Source organism: Streptomyces sp. NPDC079020, assembly GCF_044542225.1.
Taxonomy (GTDB): domain Bacteria; phylum Actinomycetota; class Actinomycetes; order Streptomycetales; family Streptomycetaceae; genus Streptomyces.
Genome location: NZ_JBITUB010000006.1, coordinates 37,053 through 62,189, shown reverse-complemented (window position 1 = coordinate 62,189; position 25,137 = coordinate 37,053). Strand labels below are relative to the sequence as shown.

Annotated in this window: 24 protein-coding genes; 11 read left to right on the top strand and 13 right to left on the bottom strand. The window is 72.2% G+C overall.

Annotated features, from left to right (window positions below):
• Positions 1-142 precede the first annotated feature (142 nt).
• The 3 genes from ACIGJO_RS14275 (at position 143) to ACIGJO_RS14265 (ending at position 2,590) form a co-directional block, all read left to right on the top strand.
• A complete protein-coding gene (locus ACIGJO_RS14275; RefSeq protein WP_399957166.1) occupies positions 143-343 on the top strand; it encodes a hypothetical protein in 201 nt (66 codons plus the stop codon).
• Positions 344-638: 295 nt separating this feature from the next.
• Entirely contained in the window at positions 639-2,018 is a 1,380-nt protein-coding gene (gene gdhA / locus ACIGJO_RS14270) for an NADP-specific glutamate dehydrogenase (RefSeq protein ID WP_399957163.1), read from the top strand.
• A gap of 146 nt (positions 2,019-2,164) precedes the next feature.
• A complete protein-coding gene (locus ACIGJO_RS14265; RefSeq protein ID WP_399957160.1) occupies positions 2,165-2,590 on the top strand; it encodes a helix-turn-helix domain-containing protein in 426 nt (141 codons plus the stop codon).
• Positions 2,591-2,809: 219 nt separating this feature from the next.
• Here ACIGJO_RS14265 and ACIGJO_RS14260 read toward each other — a convergent pair whose 3' ends face one another.
• The 4 genes from ACIGJO_RS14260 to ACIGJO_RS14245 all read right to left on the bottom strand — a co-directional run bounded on the left by ACIGJO_RS14260 (position 2,810) and on the right by ACIGJO_RS14245 (position 6,342).
• Complete coding sequence (locus ACIGJO_RS14260) at positions 2,810-3,415, bottom strand: ClpP family protease (protein WP_399957157.1); 606 nt, start codon at positions 3,413-3,415, stop codon at positions 2,810-2,812.
• Between the two features lies 1 nt (position 3,416).
• Positions 3,417-4,055: an ATP-dependent Clp protease proteolytic subunit gene (locus ACIGJO_RS14255; RefSeq protein ID WP_399957154.1), complete on the bottom strand. Its 639-nt coding sequence runs from the start codon at positions 4,053-4,055 to the stop codon at positions 3,417-3,419.
• 196 nt (positions 4,056-4,251) lie between these two features.
• The gene (gene msrA / locus ACIGJO_RS14250) at positions 4,252-4,923 is read right to left on the bottom strand and encodes a peptide-methionine (S)-S-oxide reductase MsrA (RefSeq protein ID WP_399957151.1); all 672 of its coding nucleotides are present in this window, start codon (positions 4,921-4,923) and stop codon (positions 4,252-4,254) included.
• Positions 4,924-5,238: 315 nt separating this feature from the next.
• On the bottom strand, positions 5,239-6,342 hold the full coding sequence (locus ACIGJO_RS14245; protein WP_399957149.1) for a hypothetical protein: 1,104 nt from the start codon (positions 6,340-6,342) through the stop codon (positions 5,239-5,241).
• A 67-nt stretch (positions 6,343-6,409) separates the two neighbouring features.
• Between ACIGJO_RS14245 and ACIGJO_RS14240 the strand changes: the two genes are divergently transcribed.
• Positions 6,410-7,555, top strand: coding sequence for a cystathionine gamma-synthase (locus ACIGJO_RS14240; RefSeq protein WP_399957146.1), 1,146 nt, complete (start codon positions 6,410-6,412; stop codon positions 7,553-7,555).
• Positions 7,556-7,630: 75 nt separating this feature from the next.
• On the opposite strand, the gene ACIGJO_RS14235 is transcribed toward ACIGJO_RS14240, so the two are convergent.
• The 4 genes from ACIGJO_RS14235 to ACIGJO_RS14220 form a co-directional block, all read right to left on the bottom strand.
• Positions 7,631-7,822: a DUF1059 domain-containing protein gene (locus tag ACIGJO_RS14235; protein WP_399957143.1), complete on the bottom strand. Its 192-nt coding sequence runs from the start codon at positions 7,820-7,822 to the stop codon at positions 7,631-7,633.
• A 177-nt stretch (positions 7,823-7,999) separates the two neighbouring features.
• Positions 8,000-8,260, bottom strand: coding sequence for a hypothetical protein (locus ACIGJO_RS14230; RefSeq protein WP_399957140.1), 261 nt, complete (start codon positions 8,258-8,260; stop codon positions 8,000-8,002).
• The gene (locus tag ACIGJO_RS14225) at positions 8,257-8,751 is read right to left on the bottom strand and encodes a sigma factor-like helix-turn-helix DNA-binding protein (RefSeq protein ID WP_399957137.1); all 495 of its coding nucleotides are present in this window, start codon (positions 8,749-8,751) and stop codon (positions 8,257-8,259) included. The genes ACIGJO_RS14230 and ACIGJO_RS14225 overlap by 4 nt, the downstream gene beginning before the upstream one ends.
• Positions 8,752-8,835: 84 nt before the next feature.
• The gene (locus ACIGJO_RS14220) at positions 8,836-9,366 is read right to left on the bottom strand and encodes a MarR family transcriptional regulator (protein ID WP_329946367.1); all 531 of its coding nucleotides are present in this window, start codon (positions 9,364-9,366) and stop codon (positions 8,836-8,838) included.
• 156 nt (positions 9,367-9,522) lie between these two features.
• Here ACIGJO_RS14220 and ilvA point away from each other — a divergent pair, with 156 nt between their 5' ends.
• The 3 genes from ilvA (at position 9,523) to ACIGJO_RS14205 (ending at position 12,750) form a co-directional block, all read left to right on the top strand.
• Positions 9,523-10,752 carry a threonine ammonia-lyase gene (gene ilvA, locus ACIGJO_RS14215; RefSeq protein ID WP_399957133.1) on the top strand — a complete coding sequence of 410 codons (1,230 nt, stop codon included), beginning with the start codon at positions 9,523-9,525 and terminating at the stop codon, positions 10,750-10,752.
• A gap of 157 nt (positions 10,753-10,909) precedes the next feature.
• Positions 10,910-11,899 (top strand): ATP-binding cassette domain-containing protein, encoded by a 990-nt coding sequence (locus ACIGJO_RS14210; protein WP_399957130.1) that lies wholly within the window; start codon positions 10,910-10,912, stop codon positions 11,897-11,899.
• Positions 11,896-12,750, top strand: coding sequence for an ABC transporter permease (locus tag ACIGJO_RS14205; RefSeq protein WP_399957127.1), 855 nt, complete (start codon positions 11,896-11,898; stop codon positions 12,748-12,750). The genes ACIGJO_RS14210 and ACIGJO_RS14205 overlap by 4 nt, the downstream gene beginning before the upstream one ends.
• A gap of 186 nt (positions 12,751-12,936) precedes the next feature.
• On the opposite strand, the gene greA is transcribed toward ACIGJO_RS14205, so the two are convergent.
• Entirely contained in the window at positions 12,937-13,434 is a 498-nt protein-coding gene (gene greA / locus ACIGJO_RS14200) for a transcription elongation factor GreA (protein WP_399957124.1), read from the bottom strand.
• 182 nt (positions 13,435-13,616) lie between these two features.
• Positions 13,617-14,033: a DUF4307 domain-containing protein gene (locus tag ACIGJO_RS14195; RefSeq protein WP_399957121.1), complete on the bottom strand. Its 417-nt coding sequence runs from the start codon at positions 14,031-14,033 to the stop codon at positions 13,617-13,619.
• Positions 14,034-14,131: 98 nt separating this feature from the next.
• Between ACIGJO_RS14195 and mca the strand changes: the two genes are divergently transcribed.
• Both mca and ACIGJO_RS14185 read left to right on the top strand, forming a co-directional pair.
• Positions 14,132-15,013: a mycothiol conjugate amidase Mca gene (gene mca, locus ACIGJO_RS14190; protein ID WP_399957119.1), complete on the top strand. Its 882-nt coding sequence runs from the start codon at positions 14,132-14,134 to the stop codon at positions 15,011-15,013.
• A 1-nt stretch (position 15,014) separates the two neighbouring features.
• The gene (locus ACIGJO_RS14185) at positions 15,015-15,254 is read left to right on the top strand and encodes a hypothetical protein (protein ID WP_399957116.1); all 240 of its coding nucleotides are present in this window, start codon (positions 15,015-15,017) and stop codon (positions 15,252-15,254) included.
• Between the two features lie 120 nt (positions 15,255-15,374).
• Here ACIGJO_RS14185 and ACIGJO_RS14180 read toward each other — a convergent pair whose 3' ends face one another.
• Positions 15,375-18,590, bottom strand: a complete 3,216-nt coding sequence (locus ACIGJO_RS14180) for a tetratricopeptide repeat protein (RefSeq protein WP_399957113.1) — start codon at positions 18,588-18,590, stop codon at positions 15,375-15,377.
• Positions 18,591-18,675: 85 nt separating this feature from the next.
• Positions 18,676-19,809: a DUF4190 domain-containing protein gene (locus ACIGJO_RS14175; protein WP_399957110.1), complete on the bottom strand. Its 1,134-nt coding sequence runs from the start codon at positions 19,807-19,809 to the stop codon at positions 18,676-18,678.
• Between the two features lie 326 nt (positions 19,810-20,135).
• On the opposite strand from ACIGJO_RS14175, the gene ACIGJO_RS14170 reads away from it, so the two are divergent.
• The gene (locus ACIGJO_RS14170; RefSeq protein WP_399957107.1) at positions 20,136-22,157 is read left to right on the top strand and encodes a thioredoxin domain-containing protein; all 2,022 of its coding nucleotides are present in this window, start codon (positions 20,136-20,138) and stop codon (positions 22,155-22,157) included.
• A gap of 74 nt (positions 22,158-22,231) precedes the next feature.
• Here the strand turns inward: ACIGJO_RS14170 and ACIGJO_RS14165 are convergent, their stop codons facing one another.
• Positions 22,232-22,921: a hemolysin III family protein gene (locus tag ACIGJO_RS14165; RefSeq protein ID WP_399957104.1), complete on the bottom strand. Its 690-nt coding sequence runs from the start codon at positions 22,919-22,921 to the stop codon at positions 22,232-22,234.
• Positions 22,922-23,132: 211 nt separating this feature from the next.
• Here ACIGJO_RS14165 and ACIGJO_RS14160 point away from each other — a divergent pair, with 211 nt between their 5' ends.
• The gene (locus ACIGJO_RS14160; RefSeq protein WP_399957101.1) at positions 23,133-24,959 is read left to right on the top strand and encodes a phosphoenolpyruvate carboxykinase (GTP); all 1,827 of its coding nucleotides are present in this window, start codon (positions 23,133-23,135) and stop codon (positions 24,957-24,959) included.
• Positions 24,960-25,137 lie beyond the last annotated feature (178 nt).

Here is a 25,137-nt window from a genome sequence, read left to right as displayed (position 1 = left end):
CCAGACCCTAATGGTCACAGGGGGCATGAGCGTCGGTGCGACGAGGCGACACACCGTTCCCGGATGCGGCCATGGGGTGTAGGTGGCTACACCCCGTCCGGGGGGACGGCTCCCTCGTGGTGGGGGCCGCCGGCCGGGAGACTTGACGCATCACCCCAACACGGAGGACACCATGAAGGCCCTGCTCTGGCTCGTACTGTGCGCCGCTCTCGTCGCGAACCTGTTCATCAACTTCGTGGTGGAGGAAAGCGTCCTCCAGATCGTGATGAGCGCCACCGCGGGCGTCGTCGTGATCGGGTCCGGGGTCGGGCTCTGGATGCTGCGGAGCCCGCGCGAGTCCTGAGGGGCCCGTGAATCCTGAGGGGGCGGGCGGGTCCCGGCGGGTGCGGGAACGCGGATACCGTGGCCGTCCCGGCTCAGGTGACCACGGCTCCCGTGACTACGGAGACTGCGGACCGGGTACGTGCGAGAAGCACCCCGTGGCGGCCAAAGCGGTCGATGGAGGCCAATATGTGGATGCCTTCGAAGATCATCGGCCAGCTCTGGGACAATTGCGCCGTACAACGGTCCGTGCGTCACCCCTCGGGACGGGGGCGTCGACGTGCCTGTCGCCGACCCCCATGGAAGGTCTTGATCAGATGCCGGCCAGCCCCGCCCCGTCATTCCCCCGCGACGCGGACCACAGCGTCATCGAACCGCTCTACGCCGAGATCCTGCGGCGCAACCAGGGCGAGAACGAATTCCACCAGGCGGTACGCGAGGTTCTCGAAACCCTCGGCCCGGTGCTGGCACGGCGGCCGGAGTTCGTCGACGCGCGCATCATCGAGCGGGTCTGCGAGCCGGAGCGCCAGCTGATCTTCCGGGTGCCGTGGGCGGACGACACCGGCGACATCCATGTGAACCGCGGCTTCCGGGTCGAGTTCTCCAGCTCCCTGGGACCGTACAAGGGCGGGCTGCGCTTCCACCCCTCGGTCAACCTCGGGATCGTGAAGTTCCTCGGCTTCGAGCAGATCTTCAAGAACGCCCTCACCGGCATGCCCATCGGCGGCGGCAAGGGTGGCGCGGACTTCGACCCCAAGGGCCGCTCCGACGCGGAGATCATGCGGTTCTGCCAGTCCTTCATGACCGAACTCCACCGCCACCTGGGCGAGTACACCGACGTCCCCGCCGGTGACATCGGTGTGGGCGGCCGGGAGATCGGCTACCTCTTCGGCCAGTACAAGCGGATCACCAACCGCTACGAGTCCGGTGTGCTCACCGGCAAGGGCCTCGGCTGGGGAGGCGCCCAGGCCCGTACCGAGGCCACCGGATACGGCTGCGTCCTGTTCACCGCCGAGATGCTGCGCAGCCGGGGAGACTCGCTCGACGGCCAGCGCATCGCCGTCTCGGGCTCCGGCAATGTGGCCATCTACGCCATCGAGAAGGCCCAGCAGCTCGGTGCGACCGTCGTGACCTGCTCCGACTCCGACGGCTATGTCGTCGACGAGAAGGGCATCGACCTCGCCCTCCTCAAGGAGATCAAGGAGGCCGGCCGCGGCCGGGTCTCCGAGTACGCCGAACGCCGCGGCGAGCACGCGCGGTTCGTACCCGGTACGGGTGTCTGGTCCGTGCCCGTGGATGTCGCCCTGCCCTGCGCCACCCAGAACGAACTCCACGAGGCCGACGCCCTCACCCTCGTGCGCAACGGGGTGAAGGCTGTCGCCGAGGGCGCCAACATGCCCACCACTCCGGACGCCGTCCGGGTCCTCCAGGAGGCCGGCGTCGCCTTCGCTCCCGGCAAGGCGGCCAACGCGGGCGGGGTGGCCACCAGCGCACTGGAGATGCAGCAGAACGCGTCCCGCGACTCCTGGTCGTTCTCGCACACCGAGGAGCGGCTCGCGGAGATCATGCGCCACATCCACGACTCCTGCTACACCACCGCCGAGCGCTACGGCAGCCCCGGCAACTACGTGGTGGGCGCCAACATCGCGGGCTTCGAACTGGTCGCGGAGGCCATGCTCGCGCAGGGCCTCATCTGATCCTCTCCGTACGCGCCTCGCGGGCAGGGCTCCGATGCCTTTCCCGCGAGGCGTCCGCGTGTCACGGGACTTCGCCGACAGCAGATCCGCCCGGCGCGCAACGCCCGTGCGGTGCGGGCCGGGCGGGGCACTCCTACTCTGGAGCGGTGAGCACCCAAGCGACGAACCAAGCCCGCGTCATCCCCCTGCGCCCGGTCCCCGCGGCCCCTCCGGCCACCGCCGCCCCCGCGGCGCCCGCCGCGCCCGCGCCCAGAGAGCCGCTGTGGCGCGACATCGTCGGGGAGGTCCTGCGCCGCGAGCGCCTGGCGCAGGAGCGCACGCTCAAGGACGTCGCCGACGCCGCACGGATCTCGATGGCCTATCTCTCCGAGGTGGAACGCGGCCGCAAGGAGGCTTCGTCGGAAGTCCTCGCGGCAGCCGCACACGCGCTCGGCCTCGGTCTCGCCGATCTCCTCGGCCTGGCCCGGGGCGAGTTGATCCGGCTGACCTCGGTGCGCCCCCTGGCCACCCGCCCCGTCCGCGTCGCCGGTCCGTCCCGGGCCCCGATGGGCGAGGTGCGCCTGGCGGCCTGAGCGCGGGGCGTACGGCGGCGGGGCGGACCCCCGTACCGCCCCGCCGCCGCGCGCCTCCGGCCCTCCGCTCCCGCCGCCGCGCGCCTCCGGCCCTCCGCTCCCGCCGCCGTACGCCTCCGGCCCTCCGCTCCCGCCGTACGCCCTCGTCCCTCGCCGTACGCCTCCGCCCCCCGCCGTACGCCCCCGTCCTTCGCGGGCCCCGCCCTCCCCCGGCGGCTCTCAGCCCCTGAGCGGGATCCTCCGGCTGAGCACCTCATCCGCGAGCCCGTAGGCCACCGCCTCGTGCGGGGTGAAGATCTTGTCCCGGTCCATGTCCGCGCGGAGCGTCGCGGGATCGTGGTCCGTGTGCCGGGAGAGCACGTCCTCGACCTCGGAGCGGATCCGGAGCATCTCCCTGGCGTGCACGCGCAGATCCGAGACCGTCCCCTGCTGCCCGCCGCTCGCCGGCTGTCCCAGGAGTACACGGGCGTGTTCGAGCACGAACCGCCGCCCGGGATCGCCCCCGGCCAGCAGCACCGCCGCCGTCGAGGCGGCCTGTCCCACGCAGAACGTCGAGATGGGCGAGGCGATGAAGCTCATGGTGTCGTAGATCGCCATCAGCGAAGTGAACGAGCCGCCGGGGGAGTTGATGTAGATCGCGATCTCCGTGTCCGGGCTCGACGACTCCAGATGGAGGAGCTGCGCGATGACGACGTTGGCGACCCCGTCGTCGATCTCCGTACCGAGGAAGATGATCCGCTCCGACAGGAGCCGGCTGAACACGTCGTAGGACCGCTCGCCCTGCGGGGTGCGCTCGACGACGTTCGGAATCGTGTACTGGCCCATGTCAGAGTCCCACCCGTCGCCGCGGACCCGCCGGCCGTACGTCGTCGAGCGTGTCGACGACCCGGTCGACCATGCCGTACTCCTTCGCCTGCTCGGCCGTGAACCACCGGTCGCGGTCACCGTCGCGGGAGATCGTCTCCGCGCTCCGACCAGTGTGCTCCGCGGTGATCCGCTCGACGGCCCGCTTGGTGAACTCCAGGTTCTCCGCCTGGATCGCGATGTCGGCCGCGGTGCCGCCGATCCCGGCGGACGGCTGGTGCATCATGATCCGCGCGTTGGGCAGCGCGAAACGCTTCCCGGCCGTCCCGACGGTGAGCAGGAACTGCCCCATGCTCGCGGCGAACCCCATGGCGAGCGTGGAGACGTCGTTGGGTATCAGCCGCATCGTGTCGTAGATCGCGAGCCCGGCGGACACCGAGCCGCCGGGGCTGTTGATGCAGAGGCTGATATCGGTCCGCGGGTCCTCCGCCGACAGCAGGAGCAACTGCGCGCAGACCCGGTTCGCGGAGACCTCGTCCACCTGTGTGCCGAGGAAGACGATCCGCTGGGTCAGGAGCTGTGCGGCGAGATGGTCGTCGAACCGTGTCGAGGGCGTGTCCTCCGACGCGGCGCGCGGATATGGGGCGGGGTGTGGCGACATCGGTCCTCCCGGTGGGGTGGTGCGGCAGTGACCGCCGCGTTCCCTCCACTCTTGACCCGCCCGCGCCGCCACCGGGCATTTCTCGGCCCACAGCAGATTCGCCACCGGCAGAGCGGCCCGGAGCACGGAAGCGGCGGCGGCAGGCCCGAAGACCTGCCGCCGCCGCTTTCCCGCACGTGCTCACCCCGAGGGGCGGTCACTCACCCGACGACGCCGGAGCCACCCCGATCGGGCACGAAACGCCGGTCCCGCCGATGCCGCAGTAGCCGTTAATGTTGCGGTCGAGGTACTGCTGGTGATATGCCTCCGCGGGCCAGAACGGCCGGCCCTCCGCCGGGAGGATCTCCGTGGTGATCGTCCCGAAGCCGGAGCCGGTCAGGACCCGCTGGTACGCCTCGCGGGACGCGGCCACCGCCGCCGCCTGCTCGGGGGAGTGGGTGTAGATCGCCGAGCGGTACTGGGTGCCCACGTCGTTGCCCTGGCGGAAGCCCTGGGTCGGGTTGTGGGACTCCCAGAAGAGCCTGAGCAGCTCCGCGTACGTGACGGTCCTCGGGTCGAAGACGACCCGGACGGCCTCCGTGTGGCCGGTCAGGCCCGAGCAGGCCTCCTCGTACGTGGGGTTCTCGGTGTAACCGCCCTGGTAGCCGACGAGGGTCGTCCAGACCCCTTCCGTCTGCCAGAACTTGCGCTCGGCACCCCAGAAACAGCCCAGGGCGAAGTCCGCGACCTCCAGGCCCTCGGGGTAGGGGCCGAGCAGCGGATTGCCCAGGACCGTGTGGCGGGAGGGCACCGTGAATCCGGGGGTGGGACGGCCGCGCAGGGCCTGCTCGCGGGTGGGGAGCTCGGGGGTACGGCTGTTCAGGAACATACGGGGGGCTCCTCCGGGGGCCGGGTGCGGGGACGCTTCGTACAACAAAGGCAGGGCGGTCAGGATTCCGGGCCGCCCGCCGAGGGGGGGCCGCCGAGGGGCCGCCCGCCGAGGGGCCGCCCCGAGCCGGAGCCCGAGCCGGACGCGGGCGCGATCATGACGAGCGGGATCAGCCGTGCCGTGCGGGGTACCGGTCCGGTCCCGGGGTACCGGTCCGGTCCGCACGAGGAGTCCGTGGCCGGAGGCCCGGGGGCGTCCGTGATCGGAGGCCCAGGGAGGAGTCCGCGTCCGGACGTACGGGAAGGGTGTGACGGGTCAGTTCGGCAGCGTCGCGGGGCTGCCGCCGTTCGCCTCGTAGCCGGCCACCGCGAGCGCCCGGTAGACCGTGTACTCGGCCGCCGGGTCCGGGTCCTGCGTCCACGGCAGCGCGCCCACGTGTCCGTCGATGCGGACGATCTGGTTCATCGCCTCGGACCAGCGTTCCATCCGGACGAGGAACAGCACCAGGAGATGGTGTACATGCGCGAGCATCGGGTCGTCCGCACGGGCCGCGTGCACCGCGAACAGCGCCCCCTCGACCGCCTTCGTCACCACGGCACCCCGGTAGAAGCCCTGCACCAGGTTGACCTCGGGCAGATGCTCGTACACCGCGAACAGCGGCAGCGCGGCGAGCAGCGATCCCCGCGGGGCGCGGGCGGCGGCCGTGGTCGCGAACCGTTCGGCCTCCTCGCGCGAACCGTGCCACTTCTCGCACCAGAAGTGCAGCGCGGCGATGTGCGCTCCCATGTGCGCCGGGGCCCGGTCGATGATCTTCGCCCAGAGCTGGTCGAACTGCTCGTGGGAGTAGCCCAGTCCGCGGGCCACGGCCAGCTCGACGATGTACGGGACGGGGTCACCGGGCGCCAGCAGCGCGGCCTCGCCGCAGACCGTCCGGGCCTCCTCCAGGATGATCCGGAAGTCGTCGGAGCCCGCGGTGGAGGACCGCCACGCCTGCTGCACCAGGAACTCGGCGTGCACCGCGGCGCCGCCCGCGTCCTTGGCCGACTCCGAACGCCAGTTGCGCAGCCATGCCCCGCCCACGCCCGGCTGCCGCGCCAGCTCCAGCGAGGCCGCGCCCGCGAACGCCTGCACCCGCTGCCAGCGCACCTCGCCCTCCTTCGGCGTACCGGCCAGCAGCTGTGCGGCCGCCCGCCAGTCCTGGGTGCGCTGGACGACGTCCAGGACATCGAGCAGGTCCTGGTCGGGGCCCGGCATCCGGACGTCCAGTTCCTCCTGGCGGACGAAGCCGTACGTGTCCGGGTCGGCCGCGTCCGGGGAGCCGGGGGCGACCTGGCGGATACCGCCGCGACGGCGCAGCATGATCGGACCGATCACGGCGGCGAACATGCACAGCGCGAGCAGGAACCACAGAATCTCCATGGCTCCATTGTCACCGGACGGCGCAGTGGCCCGTGCGGGCCCTCCCGACGAACTACGCTCGGGCCTCATGAGCGACCAGCACAGCTTTGAGACCCGCGCGATTCACGCGGGAAACACCGCCGATCCCCTCACCGGCGCCGTGGTTCCGCCCATTTACCAGGTGTCCACGTACAAGCAGGACGGCGTGGGCGGACTCCGGGGCGGCTACGAGTACAGCCGCAGCGCCAACCCCACCCGTACCGCCCTGGAGGAGAACCTCGCGGCCCTGGAGAACGGCCGGCGCGGTCTGGCCTTCGCCTCCGGCCTCGCCGCCGAGGACTGCCTGCTCCGTACGCTGCTGACCCCCGGCGACCATGTGGTCATCCCGAACGACGCGTACGGCGGCACGTTCCGGCTGTTCGCGAAGGTCGTCTCCCGCTGGGGCGTGGAGTTCTCGGTCGCCGACACCTCGGACGTGGCGGCGGTACGGGCCGCGATCACCCCGCGCACCAAGGCGGTCTGGGTCGAGACCCCGTCCAACCCGCTGCTCGGGATCACCGACATCGAGGCCGTCGCGGGCGTGGCCCGGCAGGCGGGGGCCCGCCTCGTCGTCGACAACACGTTCGCCAGCCCCTACCTCCAGCAGCCGCTCGCGCTCGGCGCGGACGTCGTGGTGCACTCCACCACCAAGTACATGGGCGGGCACTCCGATGTCGTCGGCGGCGCGCTGATCGTCAACGACGAGGAACTGGCCGACGAGTTGGCGTACCACCAGAACGCGATGGGCGCCGTCGCCGGACCGTTCGACGCCTGGCTCGTGCTGCGCGGCATCAAGACCCTCGCGGTCCGCATGGACCGGCACACGGAGAACGCCGCCAAGGTCACCGAGCTGCTGACCCGCCACCCCAAGGTGACCCAGGTCCTCTACCCGGGTCTGCCGGAGCACCCGGGGCACGAGGTGGCCGCCAAGCAGATGAAGGCGTTCGGCGGCATGGTGTCGTTCCGGGTCGCCGGCGGCGAGGAAGCGGCCGTGGCGGTCTGCAACCGCGCGAAGCTCTTCACGCTCGGTGAGTCCCTGGGCGGCGTGGAGTCGCTCCTGGAGCACCCGGGCCGGATGACGCACGCCTCCGCCGCGGGCTCCCCGCTGGAGGTACCGGCCGACCTGGTCCGTCTCTCGGTGGGCATCGAGAACGGCGACGACCTGCTGGCCGACCTGACCCAGGCGCTCGGCTGATCCGCACGCCCGGCAGGGATTCCGTCCCTGTGCACGACGGTGCCCGTCCGTTCCGGGCGGGCACCGCGCGGGATGTCAGACGGTGGCCTTCTCGTCCTCCAGCGAGGCCCTGACCTGCTCACGCAGTTCGGGGCTGTCGGTGTGTTCATGGACGGAGACGGCGTGCTCGGAAGCGGCGCGTACGACTTCCTCCTCCTCACCGGAAATAGTGAGGGAGCAGTTCGAGACGCTCGGGTACTTGCGGCAGTCGGCGATCTTCCTGGTCATGACGGCCTCCTTCGTGTGGGGCGTCGACCGGCTCTTCCAGGATAGATCCGTTCACCGGCCCTCCCCGGGTCGCGGGCCGGTCTTCCCGGGGTGTTCACCGGCCTCCGGGGCCGTGCGCCGGTCTTCCCGGGGTGTTCACCAGCCCTCCCGGGGTGTTCACCAGCCCTCCAGGGGTGTTCACCAGCCCTCCAGGGGCGGAGTCGTCTCGGCGGGCGGGACCACCCACGGCTGCTCCACCGCCGCCCACACCGCGAACGCGATCACCGCCACGGCCAGCAGGCACATCGCCAGCCGGTGCACCGTCCGCCGGCGCCTCAGCAGCCGGGCCCCCTTCTCCGCCGCCCGCACCGCCAGATCGGCCGGGACCCGTGGATGCGGGCCCGCCAGCATCCGGCGGACCTGGTCCACCTTGCGGTCGGGGCCGCTCCCCGGGCTCATGCCGGGGTCCGCGGACGCCGTGCGGATGGCCGGGCCGCCGGGGACCCGGGGCCGGAGCGCAGCGCCGTGACCGCCCGGGTGCAGATCGCCCGTACCCGGTCGGGCGGCAGCCCGAGCAGCGACGCGGTCTGTTCCTCCGCGACGCCTTCGTACAGGCGCAGGACGAGGACGAGGCGTTCCTGCGGAGTCAGCCGCTCCAGGAGGCCGCCGCGCGGGCGGTGGTGGTGCCGGGCCTCCCGGGCGAAGCGGACGGCCAGGTCCTGCCGGGTGCGGTCGTAGGGGTCCTCGCCGCACAGCCGGTCCCAGCCGGCGTACGTACGGGCCAGCGCGGCGCGGAGCAGCCGCTCGGCCCGCACGTTGGCACCGGGCGGGTGGGCCGGTTCGGCGGTGAGGAGCGTGGCCGTGTGCAGCAGACGTCCCGCCGCGCCCGCGACGAAGTCCTCGAACTCCTGGGCGCGGCGGCTCTGCCGGTCCGTGTGCGGCACTCGCATGCCTCATCGGAGACCCCGAACGGCCCCCCGGTCAAGGGGCGTGCGCGAACCGGGGGCCGACGGTGACCGGCGCGGCCCGGGGCCTCAGCTGTCCTGCGGGCTCAGGTGGGCGGCCTGGCGTGCGGCCAGTGCCGCGTTGAACCGGGTGAGCAGGGCGCAGAAGGTGTCGCGCTCCTCGGCGCTCCACTCCTCGGTCACCTGGGACATCAGCTCGCGCCGTGAGGCGCGGACCTCGTCCAGGCGGGCCTGGCCGCGCGGCGACAGCTGGAGCACGACGGCCCGGCCGTCCTCCGGGTGCGAGGTGCGCTTGACCAGGCCGGTGTCGACGAGCGGGGCGACCTGCCGGGTCACGGTCGAGGAGTCGATCCCCATCCCCGCGGCCAGCGCCTTGACGCCCATCGGGCCTTCCCGGTCCAGCCGGTTCAGCAGCAGATACGCCGCCCGGTCCATGGAATTGCGGACCTGGCCGACACCGCCGAGGCGGGTCTGCTCGGCACGGCGGGCGAAGACGGCCACCTGGTGCTGGAGGGCATCGAGCAGGCGGTCGGGACCCGGGTGTTCGGGGACGGCGCCCCCGGAAGGAGACGCAGCAGTCGTCATGTCCTGAGGGGGCATGGCCGGGGGCTCTCTTCGTGCGGTGTCGGATGGGTGGGGGACAGAGTACGCGGCCACGGGGCAACGCGTACCAGCGCTGCACAAACCTGTGGACAACACCGCAGGCGCCGTGAGACAGGTCGGCCCGGACGGGCCCGAGCTGCAAGACTTGCTGTCATGACCTACCGCGCACCGGGCTCCTTTCCTCCCGTGATCCTCGACGACATCCGCGGGGCACGGAAGATGCTGGCCGGTGTGGCCAGGGTGACCGCCATGGAGGGCAGCCGCCATCTGTCCGGCCTGGTGGGCGCGCCGGTCCACTTCAAGTGCGAGAACCTTCAGCGCACCGGTTCGTTCAAGCTGCGGGGCGCGTACGTACGGATCTCGGGCCTCAGCCCCGTCGAGCGGGCGGCCGGGGTGGTCGCCGCGAGTGCCGGCAACCATGCGCAGGGTGTCGCCCTCGCCTCGTCCCTCCTCGGCGTGCGGTCGACGGTCTTCATGCCCGTGGGCGCGCCGTTGCCGAAGGTCGCGGCGACCCGGGAGTACGGGGCCGAGGTCCGGCTGCACGGCCATGTCGTCGACGAGACCCTGGCCGCCGCCGAGGACCACGCGCAGCGGACGGGCGCGGTCTTCATCCACCCCTTCGACCACCCGGACATCATCGCGGGCCAGGGCACCGTCGGCCTGGAGATCCTGGAGCAGTGCCCGGAGGTCCGCACGATCGTCGTCGGCATCGGCGGCGGCGGTCTCGCCGCGGGCATCGCCGTCGCGGTGAAGGCCGTGCGCCCGGACGTACGGATCGTCGGGGTGCAGGCGGCGGGCGCGGCCTGCTACCCGCCGTCGCTGGAGGCCGGCCGGCCGGTGTCGCTCAAGTCGACGCAGACGATGGCGGACGGCATCAGGGTGGGGCGCCCCGGCGACGTACCGTTCGGGATCGTCGAGGAGCTGGTCGACGAGGTCCGTACGGTCACCGAGGACGAGCTGTCCAGTGCGCTGCTGCTCTGCCTGGAGCGGGCGAAGCTGGTCGTCGAGCCGGCCGGTGCGAGCCCGGTGGCGGCGCTGCTGAGCGATCCGAAGGGGTTCCGGGGGCCGGTCGTCGCCCTGCTGTCGGGCGGCAATGTGGACCCGCTGCTGATGCAGCGCATCCTGCGGCACGGCATGGCCGCCGCCGGCCGCTATCTGAGCCTGCGGCTGCGGCTGACGGACCGCCCCGGCGCGCTGGCCACGCTGCTGGCCGCGCTGTCCCTCGCGGACGCCAATGTCCTGGACGTGAGCCATGTGCGGACCGATCCCCGGCTGGGGCTCACCGAGGCCGAGGTGGAACTGCACCTGGAGACCAAGGGCCCGGAGCACTGCGAGGAGGTCGCGGCGACCCTGCGCGGGGCCGGCTACCTCGTCATGAGCTGAGCCGAGTTGAGCTGAGCCGGGCCGAGCCGAGCGGTTCCGGGGCCGGTCCGGCCCGGCCCGGCCCGGACCGCCGCGACGGCGTTCGCCGGGCGCGCGGGGACCCCCGTACCTAGGATCTGGCAGAGGAAGCCACCCAAGAGCAACCGGGGGATCCCCTATGCCGGGAGCGATCTACGCCGAAGACCTGGTGAAGACCTTCGGTGACGTACGAGCACTGGACGGCGTCGGCTTCGACGTACCGGAGGGCACCGTACTGGGCCTCCTCGGGCCCAATGGCGCGGGCAAGACGACCGCGGTACGCGTGCTGACCACACTGCTCCGGCCGGACAGCGGCAGGGCCGTCGTGGCGGGCATCGACGTGCTGAGGAAACCCAACGAGGTACGCCGCTCGATCGGGCTGTCCGGCCAGTTCGCCGCCGTCGACGAGTATCTGACCGGCCGCGAGAACCTCCGGATGGTCGGGCAGCTCTACCAGATGAGCTCCAGGGACGCGAAGGTCCGGGCCGGGGAGCTGCTGGAGCGGTTCAACCTCGCCGACGCGGGCGACCGCACGGCCAAGACGTACTCCGGAGGCATGCGCAGGCGTCTCGACCTCGCCGCCGCGCTCGTCGTCTCGCCGCCCGTGATGTTCATGGACGAGCCCACGACGGGGCTCGACCCGCGCAACCGCCAGCAGCTGTGGGAGGTCATCCAGGAGCTGGTGGCGGGCGGGACGACGCTGCTGCTGACCACGCAGTACCTGGAGGAGGCCGACCATCTGGCCCATGACATCTGTGTCATCGACCACGGCAAGGTCATCGCCCGCGGCACCGCCGACCAGCTCAAGGCCCGCATCGGCGGTGAGCGCGTCGAGGTCGTCGTCCACCGGCCCGACCAGATCGAACCCGCCCGGACGGTGCTCGGCGACCTCGGCGCGGGCGAGGTCACCGTCGCCGAGCTGTCCCGCAGGCTGACCGTCCCGGTGACCGGCGGGGCCCGTCTGCTCGCCGAGGTCATCCGCGATCTCGACACCCGCGGCGTCCAGATCGACGACATCGGGCTCCGCCGCCCCACTCTCGACGACGTCTTCATCTCGCTCACCGGGCATGCCGCGGAGCTGGAGAGGGACGGGAACAGCGGGAACAACCGGAAGGAGTCCGGCACATGAGCGCGCTCACCGAGCCCGCCCCCCGGCCGGCGGGCCACCGGCCCGAAGGCGGCATCGGGCAGTCCGTACGCGACTCGCTCGTCATCGCCCGCCGGAACCTGATCCGTATGGCACGCATCCCGGAGATGATCATCTTCGGGCTGGTGCAGCCGATCATGTTCGTCGTGCTGTTCAGCTATGTCTTCGGCGGGTCGCTGGTGATCGCCGGCTCCACCGACGCCACCGAGTACCGCAACTTCCTGATGGCGGGCATCTTCGCGCAGACCGTCACCTTCGCCACCGCGGGCGCCGGAGCGGGCATCGCCGACGACATGCACAAGGGCCTCATCGACCGCTTCCGCTCGTTGCCCATGGCGCGCGGCGCGGTCCTCACCGGCCGTACCCTCGCCGACCTGGTCCAGACGACGCTCACCCTGGTGGTCCTGGCGATCGTCGCCCTGCTGGTCGGCTGGCGCACGCACGAGAACATCGGCAAGGTGCTGGGAGCCTTCGGGCTGCTCCTGCTGCTGGGCTACGCCTTCTCCTGGATCGGGGCGCTCATCGGACTCACCGTGCGCACCCCCGAGGCCGCGACATCGGGCGGGCTGATCTGGCTCTTCCCCGTCACGTTCATCTCGAACGCGTTCGTGCCCACCGAGAACATGGCGGGCTGGCTCCAGCCGATCGCGGAGTGGAACCCCTTCAGCGCGACCGTCCAGGCCTGCCGCGTGCTCTTCGGCAACCCGGGCGTGTCTCCGTCGGACGCCTGGCCGATGGTGCACCCGGTCTGGGCCTCGCTGCTGTGGTCGCTGCTGATCCTGGTGGTCTTCCGGACCCTGTCCGTACGCAAGTACCGGCGGGCCACGGTCTGACCCCGGGGGCGGTCCGCCGGGCGGCGGTGCGATGGACGGCGAAACGGCCGACGCGCGGCGTTCGACGGGCGGCGGAACGGCCGACGCGCCGGTGGAGCGGTCGCCCGCGGGCCCGTGAGGAGCCCGCGGATACGAAGGAGCCTCCGGCCCATCGGACCGGAGGCTTCTTCACGGGGAGGTCCCCGCTCAGGCGGTGTACGGCTTCGCGCTGAGGATCTTCACCGTGGCGGTCTTGCCGTTCGGCAGCTCGTACTCGGCGTCGTCGCCCATCCGCTTGCCGTTCACGCCGGTGCCCAGCGGGGACTGCGGAGAATACGTCTCGATGTCCGAGCTGGCGTACTCGCGGGAGGCGAGCAGGAAGGTCAGCGTGTCGTCCGGGTCGCCGTCGAAGGCGATCGTCACGACCATGCCGGGCTCGACCACGCCGTCGTCGGCGGGGGCCTCGCCGACCTTCGCGTGCTCCAGGAGCTGGGTGAGCTGGCGCACCCGCAGCTCCATCTTGCCCTGCTCCTCCTTGGCCGCGTGGTACCCGCCGTTCTCCCGGAGGTCACCCTCCTCACGGGCCGCCGCGATCTTTACGGCGATCTCCGTGCGCGCGGGACCAGACAGGTGCTCCAGCTCGGCCTTGAGCTGGCTGTACGCCTCCGGCGTGAGCCAGGTGACGTTTTCGCTGGTCTGGGTCACAGGTGCTCCTCGTCGGTACTGGGAATACAAAGCATCGCCCTACCCAGAAGCATGTGCCTCCACGGGTGGGCGAAACCACGAGCCTAACAATTCCCCAGGAAAAGGGGGAGAAGGTAAAACATCAATCCCGCATCCGGGCAGGTCAGCACCGGACGGAGCAACTCAGGGACGGGCCGGAACCGTCAACGTGAGGACCCGCCGCCCGCCGTGCAGCCCATCAGCTCGACCGCGGTCGCCCTGGACGTCGTACGCAGGGTCACGACGTCGTCGATCCGGTCGGAGGGCTGATCGAAGCGGAAGTCCCGGCGGGCGACCTCCCGGCCGTCCTCGCTCAGCGCGCGGAGCGTGCAGTAGCCGCCGCCGTCGCGGTCCTTGCGCACTTCGAGATGGACCTCGGCCCGGGTGTCCGACACGATCTTGGACTTGATCACCTCGGCGCTGATGCCCTTGCCGCCGACGTAGTCGAAACCGATCCAGGCGACCACTCCGAGCAGGACGACTCCCAGGGACGCCCCGATGATCTTCAGCCTGCGGTCGGCGCGCTGATCCTCGGTCCGGCCGTAGCGCCCCTCGGGCGTGGCCTCACGAACCGCCGTCATGATCGTTCCTCCTGTACCGGGGATCGAGGAATTTTCCACCCCCCGGTTCGGTCACTATAGAAGCCGCACAATGCGACCAATCACTGAGGATCGAAGCTTTGACTGAGCAGCTGCGCCTGATGGCCGTTCACGCCCACCCCGACGACGAGTCGAGCAAGGGCGCGGCCACGATGGCCAAGTATGTGTCCGAGGGGGTGGACGTGCTGGTCGTGACCTGCACGGGGGGCGAGCGCGGCTCCATCCTCAATCCGAAGCTCCAGGGGGACGCGTACATCGAGGAGAACATCCACGAGGTGCGCAGGAAGGAGATGGACGAGGCCAGGGAGATCCTGGGCGTCAAGCAGGAGTGGCTCGGTTTCGTCGATTCGGGGCTGCCCGAGGGCGACCCGCTGCCGCCGCTGCCCGAGGGCTGCTTCGCGCTGGAGGACGACGAGACGGCGGCGGGGCGTCTCGTGTCGAAGATCCGCGCCTTCCGGCCGCAGGTCATCACCACGTACGACGAGAACGGCGGATATCCGCACCCGGACCACATCATGACCCACAAGATCACGATGATCGCGTTCGACGGTGCGGCCGACACGGACAGGTTCCCCGAGGACGAGTTCGGTCCGGCCTGGCAGCCGCAGAAGCTCTACTACAACCAGGGCTTCAACCGGCCGCGCACCGTCGCCCTGCACGAAGCGCTCCTCGCCCGCGGGCTGGAGTCCCCGTACGGCGAGTGGCTGGAGCGCTGGAAGGAGTTCGAGCGCGACGAACGCACGCTGACCACGCATGTTCCGTGCGACGAGTTCTTCGAGATCCGCGACAAGGCGCTGATCGCGCACGCGACGCAGATCGATCCGGACGGCGGCTGGTTCCGGGTGCCGATGGACATCCAGCGGGAGGTGTGGCCGACCGAGGAGTACGAGCTGGCCAAGTCTCTGGTCGATACCTCCCTCCCCGAGAGCGACCTCTTCGCGGGCATCCGCGACAATGCCTGATATGTACGCGACCCAGGCACTGACGCACCTCGTCCCGCTCGCCGCCGAAGAGCTCGACAAGAACAAGGTGACTCCCGGCGTTCTCGGCTTCCTCGTCTTCGCTGCACTCGCCGTCGGCGTGTGGCAGCTGATGAAGTCGATGAACCGCCACATGGGCAAGGTCAACTTCGTGGAGGCGCCGGATCCGGACGCCGTCCCGGACGGGACGGCGGCGGAGGCCGCCACCGCGCCGCGCACCTGACGGCTGTCCCGTCATCCCCGGCGGGCGCGGATCACGGGACACCCTTCCGTGCCGTGACCGGTCTCCGGGCGCGCTCGCCGGCCGAGCGCGCCCGGGGCCGGCCCATGCCTCACCAGCGGCTCATGGCGTCGCCGGCACCCGGACGCCCATGATCTCCCGCGCGTGGCGGGAGGGCGTCAGGCCCAGACGCCAGGCCTGCCAGCCGTCGTCCAGGTCCACGCCCCGGTCCAGGGCGAGGGCGTACGCCCGCGCGCAGTCCGTCAGCCGGGGGTCCCGCGCGGGGTGCGTGGCCTCGGTCAGCTCCGCCAGTTCCTGCTGAGCCACCACCGTGCCCACCTCACTGCCGCCCGGCGAGGCGTACGGCAGCAGGGTGCACCGCAGGAAACGGGCCCAGTCGCCGCCGCGCCCGTCCCCGTACGAGTCGAACAGCTCGGCCGCCTCCCCGCACAGCTCCAGCGCCTGGGCCGCCCGGCCGTTGCCCGCGTCGACCAGCGCCAGCTCCAGACAGGCCCACGCCTCCCCGTGCGCCACGCCGATGCGCCGGAAGTCCGCCCGCGCGTCCATCAGGAGCTGACGGGCGAAACCGGAATTGCGCAGGCTCCCGGTCCGGGCCGCCGTCTGATCCCGGGTGACCCGGCCCGAGTGGTGCCGGGCGCACGCCAGCCCGTACACGTCCCGCATCCGGGAGAACATCGTGCGCGCCCGCTCCAGCTCCCGTACGGCCTGCCCGGTGTCACCGTCCTCCTCCAGTGCCTGGCCCAGGTAGTAGAGCGTCCACGCCTCGCCCCGCGCGTCCTCGTTGTCCCGGTGCCGGGCCAGCGCGTCGCGCAGCCGCTCCACCGCGGTGCCCGGGTCGCCGTCCAGCAGCCGGGCACGGGCCAGCTGGGTCAGGGCCCACGCCTCGCCCCGTTCGTCCCGGGTGCGCCCGTACAGCTCCAGCGCGGTGCGCAGCGCCTCCTCGGCCGCCGCCACCTCGCCGGTCCGCAGCCGCACCTGGCCGAGCTGGAAGCGTGTCCAGGCCTCGCCGTGCAGGGACTCGCCCTCGCGGTGCAGGGTCAGCGCGGTCTCCAGCAGGGCCAGCGCCTCCGCCAGACCGGCCCGGTCGCGCTCGACGGCGGCCAGGGCGTGCAGGGTCCAGGCGCGGTCCCCGGCCTGCTCGTCCGGGGCCTGGAGGGCGAGCGCCTCGCGCAGCCGTTCCGCCGCCTCCGTGAGGTTGCCCTGGTGGTGCAGGGTGATGCCCAGCGAGCACAGGGCGAGGCCCTCCCCGGCGTCGTTGTGCGCCTCGCGGTAGAGGCCGACGACCGAGGACAGCGTGGTGCGGGCCTTGTCCAGCTCACCGAGCTGCCGGGCCGCGATGCCCGTGCGCCACTGGACGGAGCGCTCCAGCAGGCCCTTGTCCACGGCCCGCGTCAGCTCGCTGATCTCGCCCAGCCGGTACAGGTCGCCGCGCAGCAGGCAGTAGTCGCACAGCGCGCCCAGCAGACGGAGCACCGCACCCTGGTCCACCCCCTCCGCGTGGCGCAGCGCCGAGGTGATGAAGCTCGACTCCTCGTCCAGCCAGCGCAGGGCCGCGTCCAGGGACGTGAAGCCGTGCGGGCCGAACTGTCCGGCGCGGGTGGACATCTTGCCGTCCACCATCCGGATCACCGCGTCGGCGAGCTCCGCGTAGTTCGCCAGCAGCCGTTCCTGGGCGGCGGTCCGCTCGGCGGGCTCCTCCTCGTCCAGCAGCCGGGCCAGCGCGAAGGCCCGTACGAGATCGTGCAGCCGGTAGCGCGAACCGCGCACATGGGACAGCAGCCCGGCCCGCGACAGCTCGGTCAGCAGCCGCCCGGCCTCCTGTTCGTCGGCGGCGAGCAGCGAGGCCGCCGCCGCGGCGCCCAGGCTCGCCCGGCCCGCCAGCGCGAGCCGCCGCAGCAGCTGCCGGGCCTGCTCGGACTGGTCGGTGTAGCGCAGCCACAGGGCCCGCTCGACCGGCCCCGCCCCGTCGTACGCGGCGAGACCGGCGGCGAGCGCGGCGCGGGTGCGGCCGCCGAGTGCGGAGCCCGCGACGCGCAGGGCCAGCGGCAGCCCGCCGCACAGCTCGACCACGCTGTCGGTGGACGGGTAGTCGTACGGCCCGTCCTCCTCGTCCTGGTCGCTCTCGCGCAGCAGCTCCTCCGCGCCCGCCGCGTCGAGCCCCTCGACCGGCAGCCGGTGCACCCAGGCCGGGGTGTCGGCCGGCAGTTCCAGGGGCTCGCGGGAGGTGACGATCACCAGGCTGTCGGAGCGCTCGGGGATCAGCGTGCGGACCTGGCCGGCGTCCGTCGCGTCGTCCAGGACGATCGTCACGGGAGTGCCGGTGAGGTGCTGGTGGTACAGCTCGCCGAGCCGCCGCACCTGCTGCCCGGCCGAGGCCCCGTCCCGGAACAGCAGCTGCTCGCGGGGCGCGCCCAGCCGGTTGAGCAGGTGCAGCAGCGCGTCACGGGTGGGCAGCGGACTCTCCCCGGCGACATCGCCGCGCAGATCGACGACGCAGGCCCCGCGGAACTGGTCCTTGAGCGCGTGCGCCGCCTGTACGGCGAGGGCGGTGCGCCCGGAGCCGGGGGCGCCGTGCAGCACGACGACGGTCGGCCTGGTCTCCGCCGACGCGCGGGCCGTGTGCACCCACTGGGCGATCCGGGCCAGTTCGGTGCGGCGGCCGGCGACCGGGCCCTCGGCGGTGGGCAGCTGGCCGAAGGACTGCCCCAGGAGCGCCCGCGTACGGGCGGCGGCGCTGCGGTCCTGGCCGCGCAGCTGTCCTGCGACGGGGGCGGCGTTCTTCGGGGCGCGGGCGGTGGCGGTGAGTATCCGCTGCTGGTCGAGGTAGGGGCGGATGCCCCGTACCTCCAGTGCCGTCAGCCACTGGAGCCGCAGCTGTTCGGGGCCGCCCGGCTGGTTCAGCGCACCGGCCCGGCGGTGGGCGGCGGGCCAGTGCGACGCCGTCACCCGGGCCACGGTCGCGGCGGCGCCGGCCACCGCGACGGCGGCGCCCGCGCCGAGGGCGATCCCGGCCGCCGTGCCCAGCGCCAGATCGGCGCCGAACGCCGCGGTGGCGGCGACTCCGGTCACCAGGAGCGGTGTTCCGAGCGTCGTTCGGCTGAAACGCCGCGACAGCGGCTGCGCTCCCGCCTCCGCCGCTTCGAGCGCCCGCGTGTACGCGGCGTACTCCTCGTCCGCGGCCGCCGCCATGGTGCCGAGCGCCGGCCGCGCCCGCGCCATCAGCGCGCCGGAGTCCGTCAGCCCGCCGGTGCGCCGCGCCTCCTCCTCCACGGCGCGCACCAACAGCCGTTCGGCTTCGGCCCGATGGCTGTCCCGCATGTGTGTCCCCCTCCGAGAGCTCCGGCCTGTCGCGCCCAGTGTGCTGCGCGGGGCGTGCGGGCGCGAGAGCCGTCCGGCGGCCGGGTCAGGCGGACAGGCCGGAGCCGCCGGGCAGTTCCAGCCCCAGGGCCTTCCGGGCGGCCGCCTCCATCGCGGGCGTGATCGCACCCCGGGTGAGGGTCAGTTGCTCCTTGAAGGCATCCACGGTCGGGGCGGCCGAAGCGCGGCGCATCGCCGCCGCGGAGGCCTCGAACCCGTCCGCGAGAGCGGCCACCGGCGTGCGGGCGGACTCGGGGAGCGCGGCGGCGCGGAGCAGCCGGGCGGATTCGGCGTGACTGCCGGCCGCCCGCCCGGACCAGGCCTTCGCCCCGGCGAAGTCGCTGTCGGGGCCCTGCGGCGGCTTGCCGAACTGCGCCGTGTTGGCCGGGCGGAGGGCGTCGAGGTACGCCAGCTGTGCGGCGTCCCAACGGCTCCGGTCCTGCCGGACGGAGGCGTCGAGCGCTCCGGACGGGTCCGCCACCCAGCACAGCACCGTACGGTCCCCGCTCTTCCAGCGGTCCACCTGCGGAAAGTAGAAGAAGGTGCGTATCCGGGGGAGCTCCCAGGGGTCCGGCGCGATGTCGGCCAGGAGCGGGGCGCATCCCTCGCGCGCGGCCTCCCCGATCGCGGCCGGCCCCGGGAACGCGCTGCCGAGCGGTACGCGGAACGTCCCGTACACCTCCGCCCGGTGGGCCGACCCGCAGGGGACGAGCTCGGCCGAGATGTCCGTGATGGACTGCCCGTCGACGGTCGGCAGGCCCGCGCCCGGAGTGAAGCAGTCGCCGTCCTCGAGGTCGTGGACGGAGAACCCCGGCGCACTTCCGTTCCGGTCGGCGCCGCGCGTGGAACCGCCCTCCGACTCCCAGGTGGAGAACCGCACACCGCCGATGACGGTCAGGAAGGCGGCGAGCACCGTGACGACAGCCCCCACCACCACCCCGGCGACGGCCAGGCCTTTGCCCCGCCGGCCCGTGCGGTGGATCCGCACCAGCGCCACGATCCCGGCGATCAGGCCCAGCGGGGCGAGACAGACCAGCAGGGACAGGACGAGCGAGGTGACCGCGAGACCACTGAGCGGCGGCCGCGGCACGGGCTGCTGCCAGGACCCGGGCGGGTGCGGGCCGTAGGGGCCCTGCGGGGACGGCGGGTGCGGGTACGAGGGCGGAGGCGGCTGCGACACGGCGGTATCCCGTTTCCCTTTCGGGAGTTGCGAGCAGGGAGGTCCGTGTGGGGCCGGGCTGAGGGCACCGTAGCACTGTGCGCCCTTTATGGCCGCTCGGCGAGGGCCCGTGGCCCGCCGGACACGGAGCGGCCGCTCCCCGCGGCTTCCGCCGCCGGGCCGCTGCCCTCATCACGCCCGTGAACATCCCGCTGCTGGGTTCAGCCGACCGTCCGGTGACGCCGGGGCGCCCGGCTTCGGAAGGGCACGCCTTTTCCACCAGCCCGTTCGCGCCCCGTCCCGTGGGGCGCCGGGTGTCGTGGGGGAAGGTGCGCGAGGATTGGGCCATGGCCAACCGACTTGCGCAGACCACCTCCCCGTACCTGCTCCAGCACGCCGGCAACCCGGTCGACTGGTGGCCGTGGTCGCCCGAGGCGTTCGAGGAGGCGCGCAGGCGGAATGTGCCGGTGCTCCTCAGCGTCGGCTACGCGAGCTGCCACTGGTGCCATGTGATGGCGCACGAGTCGTTCGAGGACGACACCGTGGCCGCGTATCTGAACGAGCATTTCGTGCCGGTGAAGGTCGACCGCGAGGAGCGGCCCGATGTCGACGCCGTCTACATGGAGGCGGTGCAGGCGGCGACGGGGCAGGGGGGCTGGCCGATGACCGTCTTCCTGACCGCGGACGCCGAGCCCTTCTACTTCGGTACGTACTTCCCGCCCGAGCCCCGGCACGGCTCGCCCTCCTTCCTCCAGGTCCTCGAAGGTGTCAGCACCGCCTGGACCGACCGGCGCGAGGAGGTCGCCGAGGTGGCCGCGCGCATCGTGCGGGACCTCGCGGGGCGGTCGCTGGCGCACGGGGGCGAGGGCGTGCCGGGGGAGCCGGAGACGGCGCAGGCACTGCTCGGGCTGACCCGGGAGTACGACGAGAAGTACGGCGGGTTCGGCGGCGCGCCGAAGTTCCCGCCGTCCATGGCGGTCGAGTTCCTGCTGCGGCACCATGCCCGCACCGGCGCCGAGGGCGCGCTCCAGATGGCGGCCGACACCTGTGAGGCGATGGCCCGGGGCGGGATCTACGACCAGCTCGGCGGCGGTTTCGCCCGTTACTCGGTGGACCGGGAGTGGGTCGTCCCGCACTTCGAGAAGATGCTCTACGACAACGCGCTGCTGTGCCGGGTGTACGCCCATCTGTGGCGTGTCACCGGCTCGGACCTGGCCCGCCGGATCGCCCTGGAGACCGCCGATTTCATGGTGCGCGAGCTGCGAACGGCGGAGGGGGGCTTCGCCTCCGCGCTGGACGCCGACAGCGAGGACGGGGGCGGCAGGCATGTGGAGGGCGCGTTCTACGTGTGGACGCCCGCGCAGCTGCGCGAGGTGCTCGGGGAGGAGGACGCCGCCTTCGCCGCGGCGCATTTCGGCGTCACAGAGGAGGGCACCTTCGAGGAGGGGTCCTCCGTCCTCCGGCTGCCGAAGAGCGGGGACGGGGCGGACGCCGCGCGGGTCGAGGGCGTACGGGCCAGGCTGCTCGCGGCGCGCGAGGAGCGGCCGCGGCCGGGGCGGGACGACAAGGTGGTCGCCGCCTGGAACGGCCTCGCGATCGCCGCGCTCGCCGAGACCGGGGCGTATTTCGGCCGGCCCGACCTGATCGAGCGGGCCACCGAGGCCGCCGATCTGCTCGTACGGGTCCACCTGGGCGATGTCGCCCGGCTCTCGCGGACGTCCAGGGACGGGCGGACGGGCGCCAACGCCGGGGTGCTGGAGGACTACGGCGATGTCGCCGAGGGCTTCCTCGCGCTGGCCGCCGTCACCGGCGAGGGGGTCTGGCTGGAGTTCGCGGGCTTCCTGCTGGACATCGTGCTGGAGCAGTTCACCGGCGAGGGCGGGCAGTTGTACGACACCGCGCACGACGCCGAGCAGCTGATCCGCCGCCCGCAGGACCCCACCGACAGTGCCACCCCGGCCGGCTGGACCGCGGCGGCGGGCGCGCTGCTCTCCTACGCCGCGCACACCGGATCCGAGGCCCATCGCACCGCCGCCGAAGGCGCCCTGGGCGTGGTGAAGGCGCTCGCGCCGCGTGTGCCCCGGTTCATCAGCTGGGGGCTCGCCGTCGCGGAGGCGCTGCTCGACGGGCCGCGCGAGGTGGCCGTCGCCGGGCCGGTCGGCGGTGAGCTGCACCGTACGGCGCTGCTGGGCCGGGCGCCGGGCGCGGTGGTGGCCGCGGGCGAGGGGCCGGACGCCGGAGCGGAGTTCCCGCTGCTGGTGGACCGGCCGCAGGTGGGCGGGGAGCCGACCGCGTATGTCTGCCGGCACTTCGTCTGTGACGCGCCGACGACGGACGCGGCCGAGCTGGAGCGCGCGCTGGGCGGCTGAGGCCCGGTACGGGGAAGGGGCCGCGTCCCACCGGAACGCGGCCCCTTCCCCCGACGGCGCTCGCGCCGGGTGGCTCAGCCGTGCTGGTAGGCCACCAGCGAGATACCGACGTAGTGCACGACGAAGGCCGCCAGGGTCAGCGAGTGGAAGACCTCGTGGAAGCCGAACCAGCGCGGTGACGGGTTGGGCCGCTTGATCCCGTAGATCACGCCGCCCACGCTGTAGAGCACCCCGCCGACCACGACCAGGACCAGCACCGCGATGCCGCCGGTGCGCAGGAAGTCGGGCAGGAAGAAGACCGCCGCCCACCCCATCGCGATGTAGCAGGGGGTGTAGAGCCAGCGCGGGGCACCGACCCAGAACACCCGGAAGGCGATTCCCGCAGCCGCCGCCGCCCATACCGCCCAGAGGAGGGGCCGCCCGGTGGACTCCGGGAGAAGGAGCAGGGTCAGCGGGGTATAGGTGCCCGCGATGATCAGAAAGATGTTGGCGTGGTCGAGGCGCCGGAGCACGGCCTCGCCGCGCGGGCCCCAGGTGCCGCGGTGGTACACGGCGCTCACGCCGAACAGCAGACACGCGCTCACGATGTACACCGCGCAGGCTATCCGGCCGCGGGTGCTGTCGGTCAGGGCGATCAGGGTGACCCCGGCGATCAGCACCGCGGGGAACATTCCGGCGTGCAGCCAGCCGCGCATCCGTGGTTTCACCGGTACGGGGTCGAGGGCGACGGGTTCGGGCGCAGCGGCAGCGGCGGCAGAAGTCATGTCCGCATGCTACCTACGCCACCGTAGGTAACGGATACGAGTGGTGATGCTCACGTGGGCGGCCCCCTGGACATATGGGCGAAACGGTCGGATGATCAAATGAGTGCAATCGGCACCGGATGAGCGCCAGGGGAAATCGAAAGGTTCGAAGCATCCGGGTCGCGGCCCCCACGGGGCAACTGACAACAGACACCCTCAACTAGGAGCGATCGTGGCGCGCGACATCGCGGCTCCCCCCACTGCCCCCACCAACCACCAGGAGCTGGTCTCCTGGGTCGACGAGATCGCAGCCATCACCCAGCCGGACCGGGTGGTCTGGTGCGACGGCTCCGAGGCCGAGTACGAGCGCCTGTGCGGGGAGCTCGTGGCCAAGGGCACGTTCACCAAGCTCGACGAGATCAAGCGCCCGAACTCGTACTACGCCGCGTCCGACCCGAGCGATGTCGCCCGCGTCGAGGACCGCACCTTCATCTGCTCCGCCGAGGAGAAGGACGCGGGCCCGACCAACCACTGGAAGGCGCCCGCCGAGATGCGGGAGATCTTCACCGGTGAGCAGGGTGTCTTCCGCGGCTCCATGCGCGGGCGCACCATGTACGTCGTGCCCTTCTGCATGGGCCCCGTCGGCTCGCCGCTCTCCGCGATCGGGGTCGAGATCACCGACTCCGCATACGTCGCCGTCTCCATGCGCACCATGACCCGCATGGGACAGGCCGTCCTGGACGAGCTCGGCGCCGACGGCTTCTTCGTCAAGGCCGTCCACACGCTGGGCGCACCCCTGGCGGAGGGCCAGGAGGACGTCCCGTGGCCGTGCAACTCCACCAAGTACATCTCGCACTTCCCCGAGGACCGGGAGATCTGGTCCTACGGTTCCGGCTACGGCGGCAACGCCCTGCTCGGCAAGAAGTGCTACGCGCTGCGCATCGCGTCCGTCATGGCCCGCGACGAGGGCTGGCTCGCCGAGCACATGCTGATCCTGAAGCTCACGCCGCCGCGCGGTGAGTCGAAGTACGTCGCGGCCGCGTTCCCGTCGGCCTGCGGCAAGACCAACCTCGCCATGCTGGAGCCGACGATCCCGGGCTGGACCGTCGAGACCATCGGCGACGACATCGCCTGGATGCGGTTCGGTGAGGACGGCCGCCTCTACGCGATCAACCCCGAGGCCGGATTCTTCGGCGTCGCGCCCGGCACCGGCGAGCACACCAACGCCAACGCCATGAAGACCATGTGGGGCAACTCCGTCTTCACCAACGTCGCGCTCACCGACGACGGCGACGTCTGGTGGGAGGGCATGACCGAGGAGGCGCCCGCGCACCTCACGGACTGGAAGGGCAACGACTGGACCCCCGAGTCCGGCACGCCCGCCGCCCACCCCAACGCCCGGTTCACCGTCCCCGCCGGCCAGTGCCCGATCATCGCGCCGGAGTGGGAGGACCCGAAGGGTGTGCCGATCTCGGCCATCCTCTTCGGCGGCCGCCGCGCCTCGGCCGTACCGCTGGTCACCGAGTCCTTCGACTGGCAGCACGGTGTCTTCCTCGGTGCCAACGTCGCCTCCGAGAAGACCGCCGCCGCCGAGGGCAAGGTCGGCGAGCTGCGCCGCGACCCGTTCGCCATGCTGCCGTTCTGCGGCTACAACATGGGCGACTACATGAAGCACTGGGTCAAGGTCGGCGCGGACAAGGCCGATCAGTCGAAGCTCCCGAAGATCTACTACGTGAACTGGTTCCGCAAGAACGAGGCGGGCACGTTCGTGTGGCCCGGCTTCGGCGAGAACAGCCGCGTCCTCAAGTGGATCGTCGAGCGTCTGGAGGGCCGCGCCGAGGGCGTCGAGTCCCCGATCGGCATCCTGCCGGCCAAGGGCTCGCTCGACACCGAGGGCCTGGACCTCTCCGAGTCCGACCTGGACTTCCTGCTCACCGTGGACAAGGAGGTCTGGCGCGAGGAGGCCGCACTGGTCCCCGAGCACCTCAACACCTTCGGCGACCACACGCCCAAGGAGCTGTGGGACGAGTACCACGCGCTGGTCGAGCGCCTCGGCTGACCCGGCCCCGGACGCGGTCCGGAAACGGCCCGGGGCGGCGCCCGTGCGGCGCCGCACACCGGGTGCGCCGCCGGGACGCGCCCGCGATGTGCCCCGCGGCCGGGTCTTCCGACATCCGCCCTGACCTGTGGGGTCAACAGCCCGCCGCGGTAAGGCCCCTGGAGCCCCCTCATGGCTC